The following is a 13,906-nucleotide window of genomic DNA, read 5'->3' as shown; positions in this document are numbered from 1 at the left end:
TGACGGCGGGCCGAGGCATCGGCGTCGGCAGCGTGGTCGAGGCCTGAACGGACGGCTCAGCGGAGCGGCACCTTCACGTCGGTGCCCCCCTCGTGAGTGAGTCTGGCCCCCATCTGCACCAGGCTGGGCTGGTCGACGAAGCCGCCCGCGAACAGCACCTGGCCCTGTGCGAAGCCCGGCGAGCGCTCCAGCAGCGACTCCGGTGCGTACCCGAACACCGATGCCAGCTCCGCCAGGTCGCGGGGCGAACTCATTCGCAGCAGAGCCAGGTTGTCGCACTGCGAGAGGGCGTTCGGGTGCACTTTGGAGGGGCGCTGGGTGGACAGCAGCAGCCACAGCCCGTACTTGCGGCCCTCGGCCGCGATCTGCACGATCCTCTCGGTGAGCAGGCGCTCGACCGGCGTGGCGGGGTCGGGGGTGCAGAGATTGTGCGCCTCGTCGATGACGATCAGCCGTCCGATGCGCTGCTCGCGGTTCTCCCACAGGTGGTCGAGTACCGCGAGCGCGGCGGCGCGCGACTCGGCCTGGGTGGCGAAGCCGCCGAGGTCGACGACCGTCGCGTCCGGCTGCTCGTCGATGTCGTCGGTCACACTGCGCTGGCCCCACGCCCACAGCTGCCATTCCGTGACGCCGAGATTCTCCAGTCGCATCGCCAGCTGGTGGCGCACCCGGCCGGGGTGGCTGCGCATGAAGCGGACCAGGTCATGGTCCTCGACCTGCGAGAGGTCTCCCTCCATCCTCAGCATCGTGTTGTAATCCTCGGCGTCCAGAAGGGGGTCGATCTGCAGGATGGCCGCTCGGGAGCGCAGGGGCATCGAGAGGAATCGCGTACGCAGCGGCTCCACCGCGTCCGCCGAAGAGCGTCGGACCCGGATGTCGCGGGACGCAAGCTCCTCCGCCTCAGCCGCGGGCGCGTCCGCACGCAGGTCGCCCATCCGCACGAAGTCGGAGTTGGGGTCAAGGATGACCAGAGGCAGTCGGGTGTGCAGCATGATCTGCTCGAGCGCGACACCCAGGGCGTAGGTCTTGCCCGAGCCGCTCTGCCCGCACCAGAACGTGTGCCGGTTCAGCTTCGAGGCGAGCAGGCGGGCGGGGGCGGCGTTCTCGGACTCCAAGAGCGTTCCGATGACAAGCTCTGTGACCATTCTGTGCCGTCCTCCCCCGCGGGGCTCAGCGGTCCTCTGCCGCCTCGACGTGATGGCGGATGACCTCGGCCACGACGAACGTGAACCACTTCTGGGCGAACTCGGGGTCCAGCTCGGCGTCGATGGCCAGCGCGCGCAGCCGCGCAAGCTGCTGCTCCTCCCTCGACGGGTCGGATGCCGGCATCCCGTGCTCCGCCTTGAGCCTGCCCACCTGCTTGGTCGCACGGAAGCGCTCCGCGAGGAGGTAGACGAGTGCGGCGTCGATGTTGTCGATGCTGCCGCGCAGGCGCTGCAGGGTCTGGATCGCCGCGGCGTCGGCGGCGATCCGCTCGGACGTGTGATCGGTCATGTCGTTCCTCTCTCGCTCCCCGACGATACCGCGGCGAGCGCGCGGCAGCAGTCGCCATGACCACGCCCCGACTCCAGGCCTAGAGTGTGTCCATGACCGATGGCACACCCTCGCCCGAACCTCTCGCGGCCGGCCCCGCAGCCGGCACGGACGCCGGCGGATCGGCCATCCCAGCGGACCCGGCGGCCCCCGTCGAGAAGCACCGGTCGTTCTGGGCGCGCTTGGACAGCCCGTTCACGGCGGGATTCCTGCTGACCCTGGGCGGGCTCGCCGCCGCACTGCTGGGCATCGCGGTGACCAATATCGCCACGGTGATCATCTACATCGCCCTGGCGATGTTCGCCGCCCTCGGACTGGATCCGGTGGTCAGGTGGTTCGGCCGCCACAACGTTCCGCGCCCCTGGGCGATCGCCATCGTCTTCCTGATCTTCGGCGTGCTGGCTGTCGGCCTGCTCTGGCTGGTCGTGCCGACACTGATCGAACAGGTCCGCCAGTTCATCGACGGCATCCCGGACACCATCAAGGGCTTCGAGAGCTCCGACACATACACGTGGCTGGAGGGGATCTTCGGACCCGGGCTGACGACGCTCGTCAACGACCTCGAATCGTTCATCACCAACCCCTCGAACATCGCCGCGATCTCCGGCGGTCTGCTCAAGATCGGGGTGGGGATCGCGTCCGCGGTTTCCGGTCTGCTGATCGTCATCGTGCTGACCCTGTACTTCGTGGCATCGCTGCCCGGCATCAAGGTGTCGCTGATGCAGCTCGCGCCGGCGCGCAACCGGCCGAAGGTGCGCGACATGACCGAGCAGATCACCGACTCGATCGGTGGATACCTGATGGGCATGGTCATCCTGGCCTTCTTCAACTCGGTGGTGGCATTCCTGCTGCACCTGTTCCTCGGTCTGCCCTATCCCCTGCTGATGGGCGTCCTGGCGTTCTCGATCACGATCATCCCGCTCGTCGGCCCCGTCCTCTATTGGATCTTCGGCACCGTGCTGGCCCTGTTCACCAGCCCCATCGCAGCGCTGATCTTCGGACTGGCGTACCTCGTCTACATCCAGATCGAGGCGTACGTGATCACGCCGAGGGTGATGAGCAAGGCCATCTCGATCCCCGGATCGCTGGTGGTGATCGGGGCGCTGATCGGCGGCACCCTGCTGGGACTGCTCGGGGCGCTGATCGCCGTGCCGGTGACCGCCTCGATCCTCCTCATCATCAAACAGGTGTTCATCCCGAGGCAGGACGCCAAGGTCTGAGATGGGCGGGCCGCCCGGCGGCAGGATCGAGATCTCCCCTTCTCCTCCAGGAACACCCCAACCCGCGTGCATGCGGCTTCGACTCACGATCGAGCGGGCCGCGCAGCGGTGGCATCCGGGTCTTCCGCCTCGTCCGCCTGTCGTTCGACGGCCGTGGCCAGGGTGCCGATCCCGCTGCGGATCTGCTGCTCGTCAACGTTTCCGAAGCCGAGCACGAGAGCGGGTGGGTGGCCGGGGCCTTCGGCGTCCCGGCCACCCGCGAACCGGTAATGGCCGAGAGGGTTGACCCGCACGCCCATCGTCGCCGCGGTGGCCGCGACGGCACGCTCGGATGAGCGGTCCGGGAGCTGCAGCAGTGCATGACAGCCGGCTGCCAGCCCACGCAGCCGACCGGGGCCGAACGCCCTGTCCACTTCGGCCGCCAGAACGTCCCGCCGCCCTCGGTAGATCTCCCGCATGCGCCGCAGATGTCGATCAAACCGACCGGTCTCCATGAGCAGAGCCAGTGCTTCCTGATCCAGGCCGGGCGCGCCCCGGCTGCCGAGCCGCTTCTCCTCGATGATCCCGGCAACGAACCGCGCTGGTGCGAGCACCCAGCCCAGCCGGATCGCGGGGGCAAGGGTCTTGCTGACCGAACCCAGGGCGATCACACGGGCTGGACTGAGGCCCTGCAGAGAACCCACCGGCTGGCGGTCGTAGCGGAACTCGGCGTCGTAATCGTCCTCGAGGATCACGCCGTCCACCTCGTCCGCCCAAGCGATCAGGTCCCGGCGTCGGGACGGCGACAGTGCGACACCGGTCGGGCATTGGTGCGCCGGTGTCAGCAGGACCACCCGCGCCCCGGACTCGCGCAACCGGCCCACGTCCACGCCGGACCCGTCGACCGGAACCGGTACGGCCTCGAGCCCCGCACGCCGCGCGATCAGGTCGTGATCGCGCGGACCCGGGTCCTCCAGCGCGATGCGCCGCAGGCCATGGCGGGCCAGTGCCGCGAGCGTGAACGTCAGCCCCTGGCGGAACCCCGAGACCACGACCGCGTCCCGCGCCGTGGCGCATCCTGCGCGAACTCGCCGATGGTAGGCGGTGAGGACCTCGCGCAGGTGCCGCGACCCGGGCAGATCCTCGTCGCCCAACGCCGCAGTCGGAAGGGTCTGCGTCGCCTTCGAGACCGCCCAGCTCCAGTCGGTCAGCGGCACGGTGCGCAGGTCCGGGACGCCGTACTCGAAATCGACCGGCCGGGCGGAGCCGGGCCGAACCAGATGGACGCCCTCGTCGTGACCGGTCGCCGCGGCCGACGACGGGATGGACGCGACCCGCGTCCCCGAGCCGACGGCCGCCTCGAGATAGCCTTCGGCGAGCAACTGCTGGTAGACATCGACGACCGTCCCACGTCCGACTCCGAGCAGCTCGGCAAGTCGCCGGCTCGAGGGCAGACGCTCGCCGGCGCCCAGCCGTGCGTCGCGGATGGCGGTGCGCAGCTGATCCTGGATCTGCGCGCCCAATGCGCCCGCCCCGCGGTCCACCGCCACGAGCAGGTCGGGACCGCCGCGCGACCACTGCACCGCCATGCGACCATTACACCAAATGGTCCACTCCTCGGGAACCCAAGCGGATCTTCACTTCGGACCGCATCGGCCGCAGGGTCGATGACATGAGCATCGGCATCCTTCTGGCCATGGGATCGGCTGTCGCCTATGGCGCGTCGGACTTCATCGGCGGCGTCGGTTCCCGTCGGTACTCCTCGTGGCAGGTCGTGCTGGTGGGGCAGAGCGCGGGGGCGCTGGTCATGCTGGCCGGTGGACTGACCCTGCCGGGCAATCCGGTCGCTCTGGACTTCGTCTGGGCGGTTGTGGCCGGAGTCGGCTCGGCGACCGGCAGCATCTTCCTGTATCGCGGGCTCGCCCGCGGCCGAATGGGCCTGGTCGCACCCGTCTCGGCGGTCGGGGCGGCCACCCTGCCCGTGCTGGCCGGCGTCGCCTTCGGCGAGCGCCCCGGCTGGTTGGCCTGGATCGGGATGCTCGCCGCCCTGCCGGGGATCTGGCTGGTCTCGCGCAGGACCGACACGGACCGACCGACGAACGTGCGGGGCGGGCTCATCGACGGCATCGTCGCGGGTGTCGGTTTCGGCGTCCTCTTCATCGCACTGGCCCAGATCTCCGAGCACGCGGGTCTTCTCCCCCTCGCCGCCAATCAGCTGATCGGTGCCCTCCTGACCGTTCTGACCGCGGCCGGGCTCGGACAGGTCTGGCGTCCCACGTCCGGCGTGCTGGGCTGGGGAACCGCCGCCGGGGTCCTCGGCGCCGCGGGCACCCTCGCCTTCATGATCGCCACCGAAGCGACCACGCTCGGAATCGCCGCAGTCCTGGCCTCGCTCTACCCGGCCGTGACGGTGCTGCTCGCCGCAGGCGTCCTGCGCGAGCGGGTCGCCGTCACCCAGGGCGCCGGCATCGGCATCTGCACACTCGCCGTTGCGGCCATGGCATTGGGTTGAGTCGCGGCCGCGGCATCCGCTTCATCGCAGCATTCAACGCAGACAGGAGAGACCGATGAACGCCACCCTCACCGAGACCGAGCAGGAGGCAGCCGATGCTCACGCAGGTCGCTGAAGGCGTACTCGTCCACGAGAGCGAGTTCATCTCGAGCAACTCCACGGTCGTGCAGGGCCGGGACGGTGTGCTGCTGGTCGACCCGGGCCTGACGGTCGACGAGATGACGCAGCTGTCACACGACCTCCGCGAGCTGGGGCAGCCGGTCGTGGCGGGATTCTCGACCCACCCCGATTGGGACCACGCGCTGTGGCACGCGAGTTTCGGCGATGCGCCCCGCTACGGCACGGCCCGTTGCGCAGCCGCGCTGCGGGAGGTGCTCGCCGACCCGCAGTGGCAGGCCGGCCTCGCCGAGGCCCTGCCCCCGGAGTACGCGGAGGTGATCCCCCTGGGTCTGTTCGGTCTGATCACCGGCCTGCCGGTGGGGACCGAGCTCCTGCCCTGGGACGGCCCGAGAGTTCGGATCCTCGAGCATCGGGCCCACGCCGTCGGCCATGCGGCGCTGCTCGTCGAGGACGCGCGCGTACTCGTCGCCGGCGACATGCTCTCGGACATCCTGGTGCCGTTCCTGGACCTGGCAGCCGAGAATCCGATCGAGGACTATCTGGCTGCGCTGCGGCTGTTCCAGGGCGTGGCCGACGAGGTCGCGGTCCTCATTCCCGGTCACGGTTCGGTCGGTGGCGCCGGGCAGCTGCGGGCGAGAGTCGAACTGGATCGTGCGTACGTGCACGCGCTGCGCGCCGGCGGCGAGCCCGATGATCCGCGGATCGGTCCGTCGGCCCCGCTGGATTGGCTGGCCGACGTGCACCGATGGCAGCGGCAGCGCCTGGCCGAGAAGGAGCGGGGCGAAACCGCGTAGCGGGCGCCAGGATCACGACACCGCGGTACCGCGGGCGGCGGACACCGGATTCCCGCGCGTGCGCACCTACCGCGCGGTCAGCACACACGTCGGCGACGGTGCCTCGACACGGTGCCGGACCCGACCGGGGACGCCGGTGCGCAGATCCAGAGTCAGCGACGCGACTTCGTCCGAGCGCTGGCCGGCCACGAGCAGGGTGTCGCGCACCACCAGATGGTGACGCGGCCAGTCCACCCCTGAGTCGGCGAGGGCCACGGTCGCGAGCGAGTCCCCCGCCCCCCGCACGCGCAGGATCGCGATGGTATTGCTGCCGCGAACGCCGGCGTAGAGGAACTCTCCATCGCGGGACGCTGCCAGTTCGGCGGCCGTGTCGCCGGGGAGGATGCCCGCGCCCAGCGGCGTTCCGGCCACCACACGCCAGGAACCGGTCACGTCCGGGGCGAGCGCGTAGACCTCGCAGCTGTGCTCGGTGACGACGTACAGGTGGCCACTCGGGTGCCACACCATGTGCCGGGGTCCGGTGCCCGGAGGCAGCGTGACGTCCTGGACAGGCCGCAGCCCGTCCGGGCTCGTCCGCCAGACCCGCACCCGGTCGAGTCCGACATCCGTGGTCGCCACCAGGCCGGTCGGCAGGAAGACCGCCTGGTGCGCCCGGGAGACGGCGGATGCCGCGTCCTGCGCCACCGGCGGCGCCGGCGGCTCGGGTTCGGCCGTGTCGTAATCGGGTATGAGGTGCGCGTACTGCTCGCCCGCGGCTGCGCGCAGAGCACGGGCCGCCTGCGCGAGGTCGATGCCGCCGCCCGCCGACCCGGTGGAGTCCGCGTCGTCGGCAGCGGCCTCGGCCAGAACCGGAGTGGAAGGGCGCCCCGCGGCATCCAGCGTCATCCGGACGATACGTCCGTCCCCCCAGCAGGACGCCACGAGCGATCCGCCGTCGGGTGCCACCGCGACGTGGCACACGGCCTCACCCGCGACGACCGGACCGCCGAGCGGCACGAACGAGGTCTCGCCCGTGCGGCGGAAGGCTCGCACGGTGCCGGCGTCCTCCATCGCCGCGTAGATCACATCGAGTGTCGGGTGAACTGCGAGCCAGGATGGTGAACCATCGGTGCTCACCGCATCCCCGGCGAATCTGAGCTGCCCGCCGGCCAGGGGGTCGTCGGCGTCGCCTGCCACCAGAGTCCCTATGCCGGTGGCGGTGCCTTCGGAACGTGCCGTGTAGCCACCGAGCCAGAACCGCATCAGTCGATCAGATCATGGCGGACGATGACCGCGTCGCGCGCTGCACCCACACCGATCACCGAGATGCGGGTTCCGCTCATCGCCTCGAGCGCGAGAACGTACTCCTGCGCGGCCGGCGGCAGGTCCTCGAACGTGCGGGCACCCGAGATGTCCTCGGACCAGCCGGGGAGCAACTCCAGGATCGGCTTGGCGTGGTGGAAGTCGGACTGGTTGACCGGCACCTCGTCGAAGCGGACACCCTCCACGTCGTAGGCGACGCAGACCGGGATCTGCTCCAGACCGGTCAGGATGTCGAGCTTGGTCAGCACGAGGTCCGTGATGCCGTTGATTCGGGTGGCGTAACGCGTGATCGGAGCGTCGTACCAGCCCACCCGTCGCGGACGGCCGGTCGTGGTGCCGAATTCGAAGCCGCGCGAACGCAGCCATTCACCCTGCTCGTCGAAAAGCTCCGTCGGGAACGGTCCCGAGCCCACCCTCGTGGTGTAGGCCTTGACGATCCCCACGATGCGGTCCAGCCGGTTCGGGCCGACGCCCGCGCCCGTGGCCGCGCCGCCGGCGGTCGCCGATGAGGACGTCACGAACGGGTAGGTGCCGTGATCCACGTCCAGCATCGTGGCCTGGCCGCCTTCGAAGACGACCACCTCACCGGCATCCAATGCCTCGCTGAGCAGCAGCGAGGTGTCGCTGACCATCGGCCGCAGTCGCTCCGCGTACGAGAGCAGGTCTTCGACGATCTCGTCGCACGTGATGGCGCGGCGGTTGAAGACCTTCACGAGCAGGTGGTTCTTCTGATCGAGGGCGCCATCGACCTTCTGGCGCAGGATGTTCTCGTCGAACAGATCCTGCACGCGGATGCCGACGCGATTGATCTTGTCGGCGTACGCCGGTCCGATGCCGCGGCCGGTCGTGCCGATCATCCGCTTGCCCAGGAACCTCTCGGTCACCTTGTCCAGCACGCGGTGGTACTGCGTGATGATGTGCGCGTTGGCGCTGATCTGCAGGCGGGAGGTGTCGACTCCGCGGGCGTTGAGCGCCTCGAGCTCCGCGAAGAGCACCTCGAGGTCGACCACGACGCCGTTGCCGATCACGGGCGTGACACCGGGGGAAAGGATGCCGGAGGGCAGCAGGTGCAGCGCGTACTTCTCATCACCGATCACGACCGTGTGACCGGCGTTGTTGCCGCCGTTGAATTTGACGACCCAGTCGGTGCGACCGCCGAGAAGGTCCGTCGCCTTACCCTTGCCCTCGTCTCCCCACTGGACTCCGACGATCACGATGCCTGGCATGGGCTACTCCCCCGTTATCGGACGGTTACACCCCATCCTATCCGGCGGTGGTCGGCCGCTTCGCCGGACCGTGTCCGTGCGTGCCCGGGGCCATCCGAACGTGAGGATAAGGTGACGGTCATGACGGCACGGCGGCCGGGGGGCCGCGCACGACCGCTGCCTGGGGAGGCGCCGCGATGAGCGCGAGGGCCTGGGCGTGCGTGCGTGCCGCGGTCGCCGTCGTGATCGCCGTGGCGTTGACGGTGCAGCTCGTGGCCAGCGCCGGTGCGGCAGTGGACCGGGGCTGGGACCTGGCCACGACCGTGGCGAACTTCTTCAGCCTGTTCTCGGTGCAGGCCAACATCCTCGCGATGCTCTCGCTGGGCGCAGCCGCGGGCTGGACCTGGTGGGCTCGGCGTCGCGGGGCGGACGAGCCGCCCCTCATCGCGGCAGCGCTGGCCGCGGTCACGACCTACATGATCTGGACGGGCATCGTCTATAACGTCGTGCTCCGCTCACCCCCGGTGCCGGAGGGGACGCGCGTGTTGTGGTCCAACGAGGTGGTCCACGTGGTGGTGCCGCTGTTCCTGATCGCCGACCTGCTGCTCGCGCCCCGCCTCCGCACAGTGCCATGGACCGCGCTCGTGGCCCTGCCGGTCTTCCCGATCTGGTGGGGCTTCTACACTCTGTTCCGCGGTCCGGTCACGGTGGATCCGCGCACCGGTGCGCCCTTCTGGTACCCGTACACCTTCTTCAACCCGAACGTCGTGCCCGGCGGTCTGGTCGGCGGGTACGTCGGCGTCGGCGTCCGTTTCGTCACGATCGCCCTCGTGCTGACGGCGATCGGTGCTGTGGTGATCTGGTTGAGCCGGCGACGGGTCACCACGGGCCGCAGCCCTGCACCGGCCGGCCCGCCGGCCGGCCGCATCAGTGGGTGACCGCGAATTCTCGGGCGTACTGCGCGACCTGCTCATCGGCGGGCCGGATGAGGCCCAGCGCCGACGATAAGCTGGAGTCCATGTCGAAAGTGCTCCAGTCCCTGCCCGTCGGCGAACGCGTCGGCATCGCCTTCTCCGGGGGCCTGGACACATCCGTCGCCGTGGCCTGGATGCGCGACAAGGGCGCTGTGCCGTGCACGTACACCGGCGATCTCGGCCAGCCCGACGAGGATGACATCGACGCGATCCCCGGCCGCGCGCTGGAGTACGGCGCCGAGATCTCACGCCTGGTCGACTGCAAGACCGCGCTGGTCGAGGAGGGTCTGGGCGCCCTGGCCTGCGGAGCCTTCCACATCCGCTCGGGCGGCAAGACGTACTTCAACACCACCCCGCTGGGCCGTGCGGTCACCGGCACGCTGCTGGTGCGCGCCATGAAGGACGACGGCGTGGACATCTGGGGCGACGGTTCCACCTACAAGGGCAACGACATCGAGCGGTTCTACCGCTACGGCCTGCTCGCCAACCCCCGCCTGCGCATCTACAAGCCCTGGCTGGACGCCGACTTCGTCACCGAGCTCGGCGGTCGCGCCGAGATGTCGGCGTGGCTCACCGAGCACGGCTTCCCCTACCGCGACAGCGCCGAGAAGGCATACTCGACCGACGCGAACATCTGGGGGGCCACACACGAGGCCAAAACACTCGAGCACCTGGACGTCTCGCTCGAGACCGTCGAGCCGATCATGGGTGTGCGCTTCTGGGACCCGGCCGTGCACATCGAGACCGAGGACGTGACGATCACGTTCGAGCTGGGTCGGCCGGTCGCCCTCAACGGCGTCGAGTACGCCGACCCGGTCGAACTCGTCCACGAGGCGAACCGGATCGGCGGGCGACACGGCCTGGGCATGAGCGACCAGATCGAGAACCGCATCATCGAGGCCAAGAGCCGCGGCATCTACGAGGCACCCGCCATGGCGCTGCTGTTCATCGCCTACGAGCGTCTGGTCAACGGCATCCTGAACGAGGACACGCTCGCGACCTACCACGAGCAGGGGCGCCGGCTGGGGCGCCTGATGTACGAGGGCCGCTGGCTCGAGCCGCAGTCCCTCATGCTGCGCGAGTCCATCCAGAAGTGGGTGGGTTCGACCATCAACGGCACGGTCGCACTGCGACTGCGCCGCGGTGAGGACTACACGATCCTGGACACGACGGGCCCGAACCTCTCCTACGCTCCCGCGAAGCTGTCCATGGAGCGCGTCGGCGACGCGGCGTTCGGCCCGACCGACCGCATCGGCCAGCTGACCATGCGCAACCTGGACATCGCCGACTCGCGGGCACGCCTCGAGCAGTACGCGGGGCTGGGAATGATCGGCGGCGCCACCGGCGCCCTGGTCGGCCGCATCACCTCCGGTGAAGCGGACGAGATCACCGAATCGGCCGCACCGGCGGATGCCGAGACGGAGGCCCTCGAAGAGGCGATCGAAGCGGCATCCGAGTCCGTGATGTACGACGCCGGCACCGACTGACTCGACCGGCACGACCCGGGTGCGCACGAGGCGGGCCGTGACTTCGACATCGGGCGGTGTGGGGCTAGCATTCCAGACAGTGCCCGCGCGACCGGACCCGTGGGACTGAGGGCCGCGGCGGATGACACCGCGTCTCCCCCGGAACCGATGAAAGCCCTTCGATGCTGAAGCCCGCCACCGCCCCGCTGCCGACCTCGCAGCCGGAGCGCCCGGGAAAGCGCTCGATCGGACGCACGCTCGGCATGACGGTCTTCGGCCTGATCGCGGGTCTCACCGTGATCGCACTGGTCGCGGCGGGCTTCGTGGTCTGGACCATTCAGCGATCCTTCCCGCAGCTGGACGGCACGGTGGCGGTGTCCGGTCTGGACCGCGACGTCGTCGTCCAGCGGGATGAGCTCGGCATCCCCACCATCACCGCGTCCGGCAGCGACGATCTGTTCTTCGCCCAGGGCTACGTGCACGCGCAGGACCGGTTCTGGGAGATGGACTTCCGACGCCACGTCACCAGCGGCCGCCTGTCCGAGCTGTTCGGCGCATCCCAGCTGCAGACCGATTCGTTCCTGCGCACCCTCGGGTGGCGGGAGGTCGCGGCAGCCGAGGTCGCCGCGCTGGAGCCGGCGGTCGCGTCCTACTACGAGGCGTATGCCGACGGGGTGAACGCCTATCTCGCAGATCACGACGGTGCCGACGCATCGCTGGAGTACGCGGTCCTCGGACTGCAGAACGCCGACTACGAGATCGAGCCGTGGACGCCCGAGGACTCCGTCGCATGGCTGAAGGCCATGGCCTGGGATCTGCGCTCCAACCTCGAGACCGAGAGCGAACGGGCGCTGCTGGCGACCCGGCTCGCGCCCGAGGAGGTCGCGGAGCTGTACCCCGGGTATCCATACGATCGTCACCCCGTGATCGTTCCCACCATCGCCACGACCCGGTCCGCAGGCGCGGCGACTCCGGCCGGCCCCGGTACGGTCACCGCGTCGGTCGAGTGGACCGAAGCCGAGGGCGTGCTGGCTGCTGTCAGCGCCCTGGTCGGCGGCGCCGGTGAGGGTATCGGCTCGAATTCGTGGGTGGTGTCGGGGGAGCTCACCGAGACCGGGATGCCGCTGCTGGCGAACGACCCCCACCTGGGCGCCGCGCTGCCCAGCGTGTGGCACCAGGTCACCCTGAAGTGTCGTGCCACGACGCAGAGCTGTCCGTTCGACGTGTCCGGCTTCGCGTTCTCGGGCGTGCCGGGCGTGGTCATCGGCCACAACAGCCGCATCGCGTGGGGCTTCACCAATCTGACCACCGATGTCACGGACCTGTACCTCGAGAAGGTGGACGGCGACTCCTATTGGCGCGACGGACAGCTGGTCTCGCTGCAGGAGCGGTCCGAGACGATCCGCGTCGCGGGCGGAGACGACGTCCAGCTGCGGATCCGCTCGACGGTCAACGGACCGATCGTGTCCGGCCTGACCCCCGCGTTCGACGCCATGGCCGCGGATCCGATGATGGGCACGCAGGGGGTCGCCACCGACCCGGCGGCGCCACCGGAGGGGGAATATGCGGTCAGCCTGAAGTGGACCGCGCTCACTCCCGGCACCACCGCGGCATCCATCTTCGACCTCAACGTGGCGCAGGACTTCAACGAGTTCCGCGCCGCGGCCGCCCGGTTCACCGTGCCGGCGCAGAACCTGGTCTACGCCGACGTGGACGGCAACATCGGTTACCAGACACCCGGCATGCTGCCGATCCGCGGCGCCGGCGACGGCTCACTGCCCCAGCCGGGCTGGGACTCCGCGTACGCGTGGCAGGGCTTCATCCCGTTCGAGGAGCTGCCCACCTCGTTCAATCCCACCGCCGGCTACATCGTCACAGCCAACAACGCCATCGTGACGGACGCGTTCCCGTACTTCCTGACCGACGACTGGGATTACGGCTGGCGCGCCGCGCGGATCGTCGACCTCCTTCAGCGCAAGTCAGCGATGGGCGAGCTCAACGCCGAGGATATGCGCGAGATCCAGGCCGACAACGAGTTCGCGATGGGCAGGCAGCTCGCCTCGGCATACATGGACATCCAGACCGGGCGCCGCGGACCGGACGCCGCGTTGGACCTGTTGCGCTCCTGGGACGCCCAGAACAGCCCGGATTCGGATGCCGCGGCCTACGCGAACGTGCTGTGGGATGAGCTGGTGACCGACCTGTTCGTCGCGGGACGCGACTCGCCGGCGCCGGTCACCGGGCAGAGTCGTCTCTTCCTCGTCGTGGACCGGCTTCTGGAGGACCCGGACGCGCAGTGGTGGACCAACGCCGAGCTGGGCATCCGCGGCCGGGACGAGATGCTCGTGTACGCCGCGGACCGTGCCTACGACCGACTGGTCCAGCTGCAGGGGGACAACCCGGCGAAATGGAACTGGGGCTCCCTGCATGCCCTCTCGCTGAGGAACGGCACCTTCGGGTCCTCGGGCATCGCGCCGATCGAGATGCTGTTCAATCGTGGACCGTACCGGGTCGGCGGGGGAACGTCGGTGGCCAACGCGACCGGCTGGAACATCGGCGGCGGGTTCGAGACGGTCACGGTCCCATCGATGCGCATGGTGATCGATCTGTCCGACTTCGACGAATCCGGCTGGAACCATCTCACCGGCGCCAGCGGCCACGCCTTCCACCCGAACTACGTGGACCAGACCCCGACGTGGCAGCGGGTGGAGCTGACGCCATGGGCCTTCAGCGACAGCGCGGTCGACGCTTCAACCACGCACACGCTGACCCTGGTCCCGGCATCCTGACGCGAGGAACTG

General features: G+C 69.5%; 11 protein-coding genes. 6 read left to right on the top strand and 5 right to left on the bottom strand.

Going from position 1 to position 13,906, the window contains the following annotated elements; genetic code table 11:
• Positions 1-56: 56 nt before the first annotated feature.
• Together QNO12_RS00265 and QNO12_RS00260 are read right to left on the bottom strand one after the other, a co-directional pair.
• The gene (locus QNO12_RS00265; RefSeq protein WP_257500917.1) at positions 57-1,145 is read right to left on the bottom strand and encodes an ATP-binding protein; all 1,089 of its coding nucleotides are present in this window, start codon (positions 1,143-1,145) and stop codon (positions 57-59) included.
• Between the two features lie 25 nt (positions 1,146-1,170).
• Positions 1,171-1,494: a chorismate mutase gene (locus tag QNO12_RS00260; protein WP_257500918.1), complete on the bottom strand. Its 324-nt coding sequence runs from the start codon at positions 1,492-1,494 to the stop codon at positions 1,171-1,173.
• Between the two features lie 92 nt (positions 1,495-1,586).
• Here QNO12_RS00260 and QNO12_RS00255 point away from each other — a divergent pair, with 92 nt between their 5' ends.
• Positions 1,587-2,753 (top strand): AI-2E family transporter, encoded by a 1,167-nt coding sequence (locus QNO12_RS00255; protein ID WP_257500919.1) that lies wholly within the window; start codon positions 1,587-1,589, stop codon positions 2,751-2,753.
• Positions 2,754-2,836: 83 nt separating this feature from the next.
• Here the strand turns inward: QNO12_RS00255 and pdxR are convergent, their stop codons facing one another.
• Positions 2,837-4,321 (bottom strand): MocR-like pyridoxine biosynthesis transcription factor PdxR, encoded by a 1,485-nt coding sequence (gene pdxR, locus QNO12_RS00250; protein ID WP_257500920.1) that lies wholly within the window; start codon positions 4,319-4,321, stop codon positions 2,837-2,839.
• Positions 4,322-4,404: 83 nt separating this feature from the next.
• On the opposite strand from pdxR, the gene QNO12_RS00245 reads away from it, so the two are divergent.
• Positions 4,405-5,244, top strand: a complete 840-nt coding sequence (locus QNO12_RS00245; RefSeq protein ID WP_257500921.1) for a DMT family transporter — start codon at positions 4,405-4,407, stop codon at positions 5,242-5,244.
• 95 nt (positions 5,245-5,339) lie between these two features.
• Positions 5,340-6,158, top strand: a complete 819-nt coding sequence (locus QNO12_RS00240; RefSeq protein WP_257500922.1) for an MBL fold metallo-hydrolase — start codon at positions 5,340-5,342, stop codon at positions 6,156-6,158.
• 66 nt (positions 6,159-6,224) lie between these two features.
• Here the strand turns inward: QNO12_RS00240 and QNO12_RS00235 are convergent, their stop codons facing one another.
• Together QNO12_RS00235 and QNO12_RS00230 are read right to left on the bottom strand one after the other, a co-directional pair.
• Positions 6,225-7,400 carry a lactonase family protein gene (locus QNO12_RS00235; protein ID WP_257500923.1) on the bottom strand — a complete coding sequence of 392 codons (1,176 nt, stop codon included), beginning with the start codon at positions 7,398-7,400 and terminating at the stop codon, positions 6,225-6,227.
• Complete coding sequence (locus tag QNO12_RS00230; protein ID WP_257500924.1) at positions 7,400-8,686, bottom strand: adenylosuccinate synthase; 1,287 nt, start codon at positions 8,684-8,686, stop codon at positions 7,400-7,402. The genes QNO12_RS00235 and QNO12_RS00230 overlap by 1 nt, the downstream gene beginning before the upstream one ends.
• A gap of 176 nt (positions 8,687-8,862) precedes the next feature.
• Between QNO12_RS00230 and QNO12_RS00225 the strand changes: the two genes are divergently transcribed.
• The 3 genes from QNO12_RS00225 (at position 8,863) to QNO12_RS00215 (ending at position 13,894) form a co-directional block, all read left to right on the top strand.
• Complete coding sequence (locus QNO12_RS00225; RefSeq protein WP_257500925.1) at positions 8,863-9,603, top strand: Pr6Pr family membrane protein; 741 nt, start codon at positions 8,863-8,865, stop codon at positions 9,601-9,603.
• An 80-nt stretch (positions 9,604-9,683) separates the two neighbouring features.
• The gene (gene argG / locus QNO12_RS00220; RefSeq protein ID WP_257500926.1) at positions 9,684-11,126 is read left to right on the top strand and encodes an argininosuccinate synthase; all 1,443 of its coding nucleotides are present in this window, start codon (positions 9,684-9,686) and stop codon (positions 11,124-11,126) included.
• 161 nt (positions 11,127-11,287) lie between these two features.
• Positions 11,288-13,894 carry a penicillin acylase family protein gene (locus QNO12_RS00215; protein ID WP_257500927.1) on the top strand — a complete coding sequence of 869 codons (2,607 nt, stop codon included), beginning with the start codon at positions 11,288-11,290 and terminating at the stop codon, positions 13,892-13,894.
• Positions 13,895-13,906 lie beyond the last annotated feature (12 nt).

This window comes from Microbacterium sp. zg-B185, assembly GCF_030246885.1.
In the GTDB taxonomy this organism is placed as follows: Bacteria; Actinomycetota; Actinomycetes; order Actinomycetales; family Microbacteriaceae; genus Microbacterium.
The sequence above is the reverse complement of the archived record's forward strand: the minus strand, read 5'-3'. Positions and strand labels throughout refer to the sequence as shown.

Excerpts from the sequence above, each read along its gene's own strand:
- QNO12_RS00240 (WP_257500922.1), top strand. The coding sequence starts at position 5,340 with ATGCTCACGCAGGTCGCTGAAGGCGTACTCGTCCACGAGAGCGAGTTC.
- QNO12_RS00245 (WP_257500921.1), top strand. The coding sequence starts at position 4,405 with ATGAGCATCGGCATCCTTCTGGCCATGGGATCGGCTGTCGCCTATGGC.
- QNO12_RS00235 (WP_257500923.1), bottom strand. The coding sequence starts at position 7,400 with ATGCGGTTCTGGCTCGGTGGCTACACGGCACGTTCCGAAGGCACCGCC.
- QNO12_RS00265 (WP_257500917.1), bottom strand. The coding sequence starts at position 1,145 with ATGGTCACAGAGCTTGTCATCGGAACGCTCTTGGAGTCCGAGAACGCC.
- argG (WP_257500926.1), top strand. The coding sequence starts at position 9,684 with ATGTCGAAAGTGCTCCAGTCCCTGCCCGTCGGCGAACGCGTCGGCATC.
- QNO12_RS00215 (WP_257500927.1), top strand. The coding sequence starts at position 11,288 with ATGCTGAAGCCCGCCACCGCCCCGCTGCCGACCTCGCAGCCGGAGCGC.
- pdxR (WP_257500920.1), bottom strand. The coding sequence starts at position 4,321 with ATGGCGGTGCAGTGGTCGCGCGGCGGTCCCGACCTGCTCGTGGCGGTG.
- QNO12_RS00225 (WP_257500925.1), top strand. The coding sequence starts at position 8,863 with ATGAGCGCGAGGGCCTGGGCGTGCGTGCGTGCCGCGGTCGCCGTCGTG.
- QNO12_RS00255 (WP_257500919.1), top strand. The coding sequence starts at position 1,587 with ATGACCGATGGCACACCCTCGCCCGAACCTCTCGCGGCCGGCCCCGCA.
- QNO12_RS00230 (WP_257500924.1), bottom strand. The coding sequence starts at position 8,686 with ATGCCAGGCATCGTGATCGTCGGAGTCCAGTGGGGAGACGAGGGCAAG.
- QNO12_RS00260 (WP_257500918.1), bottom strand. The coding sequence starts at position 1,494 with ATGACCGATCACACGTCCGAGCGGATCGCCGCCGACGCCGCGGCGATC.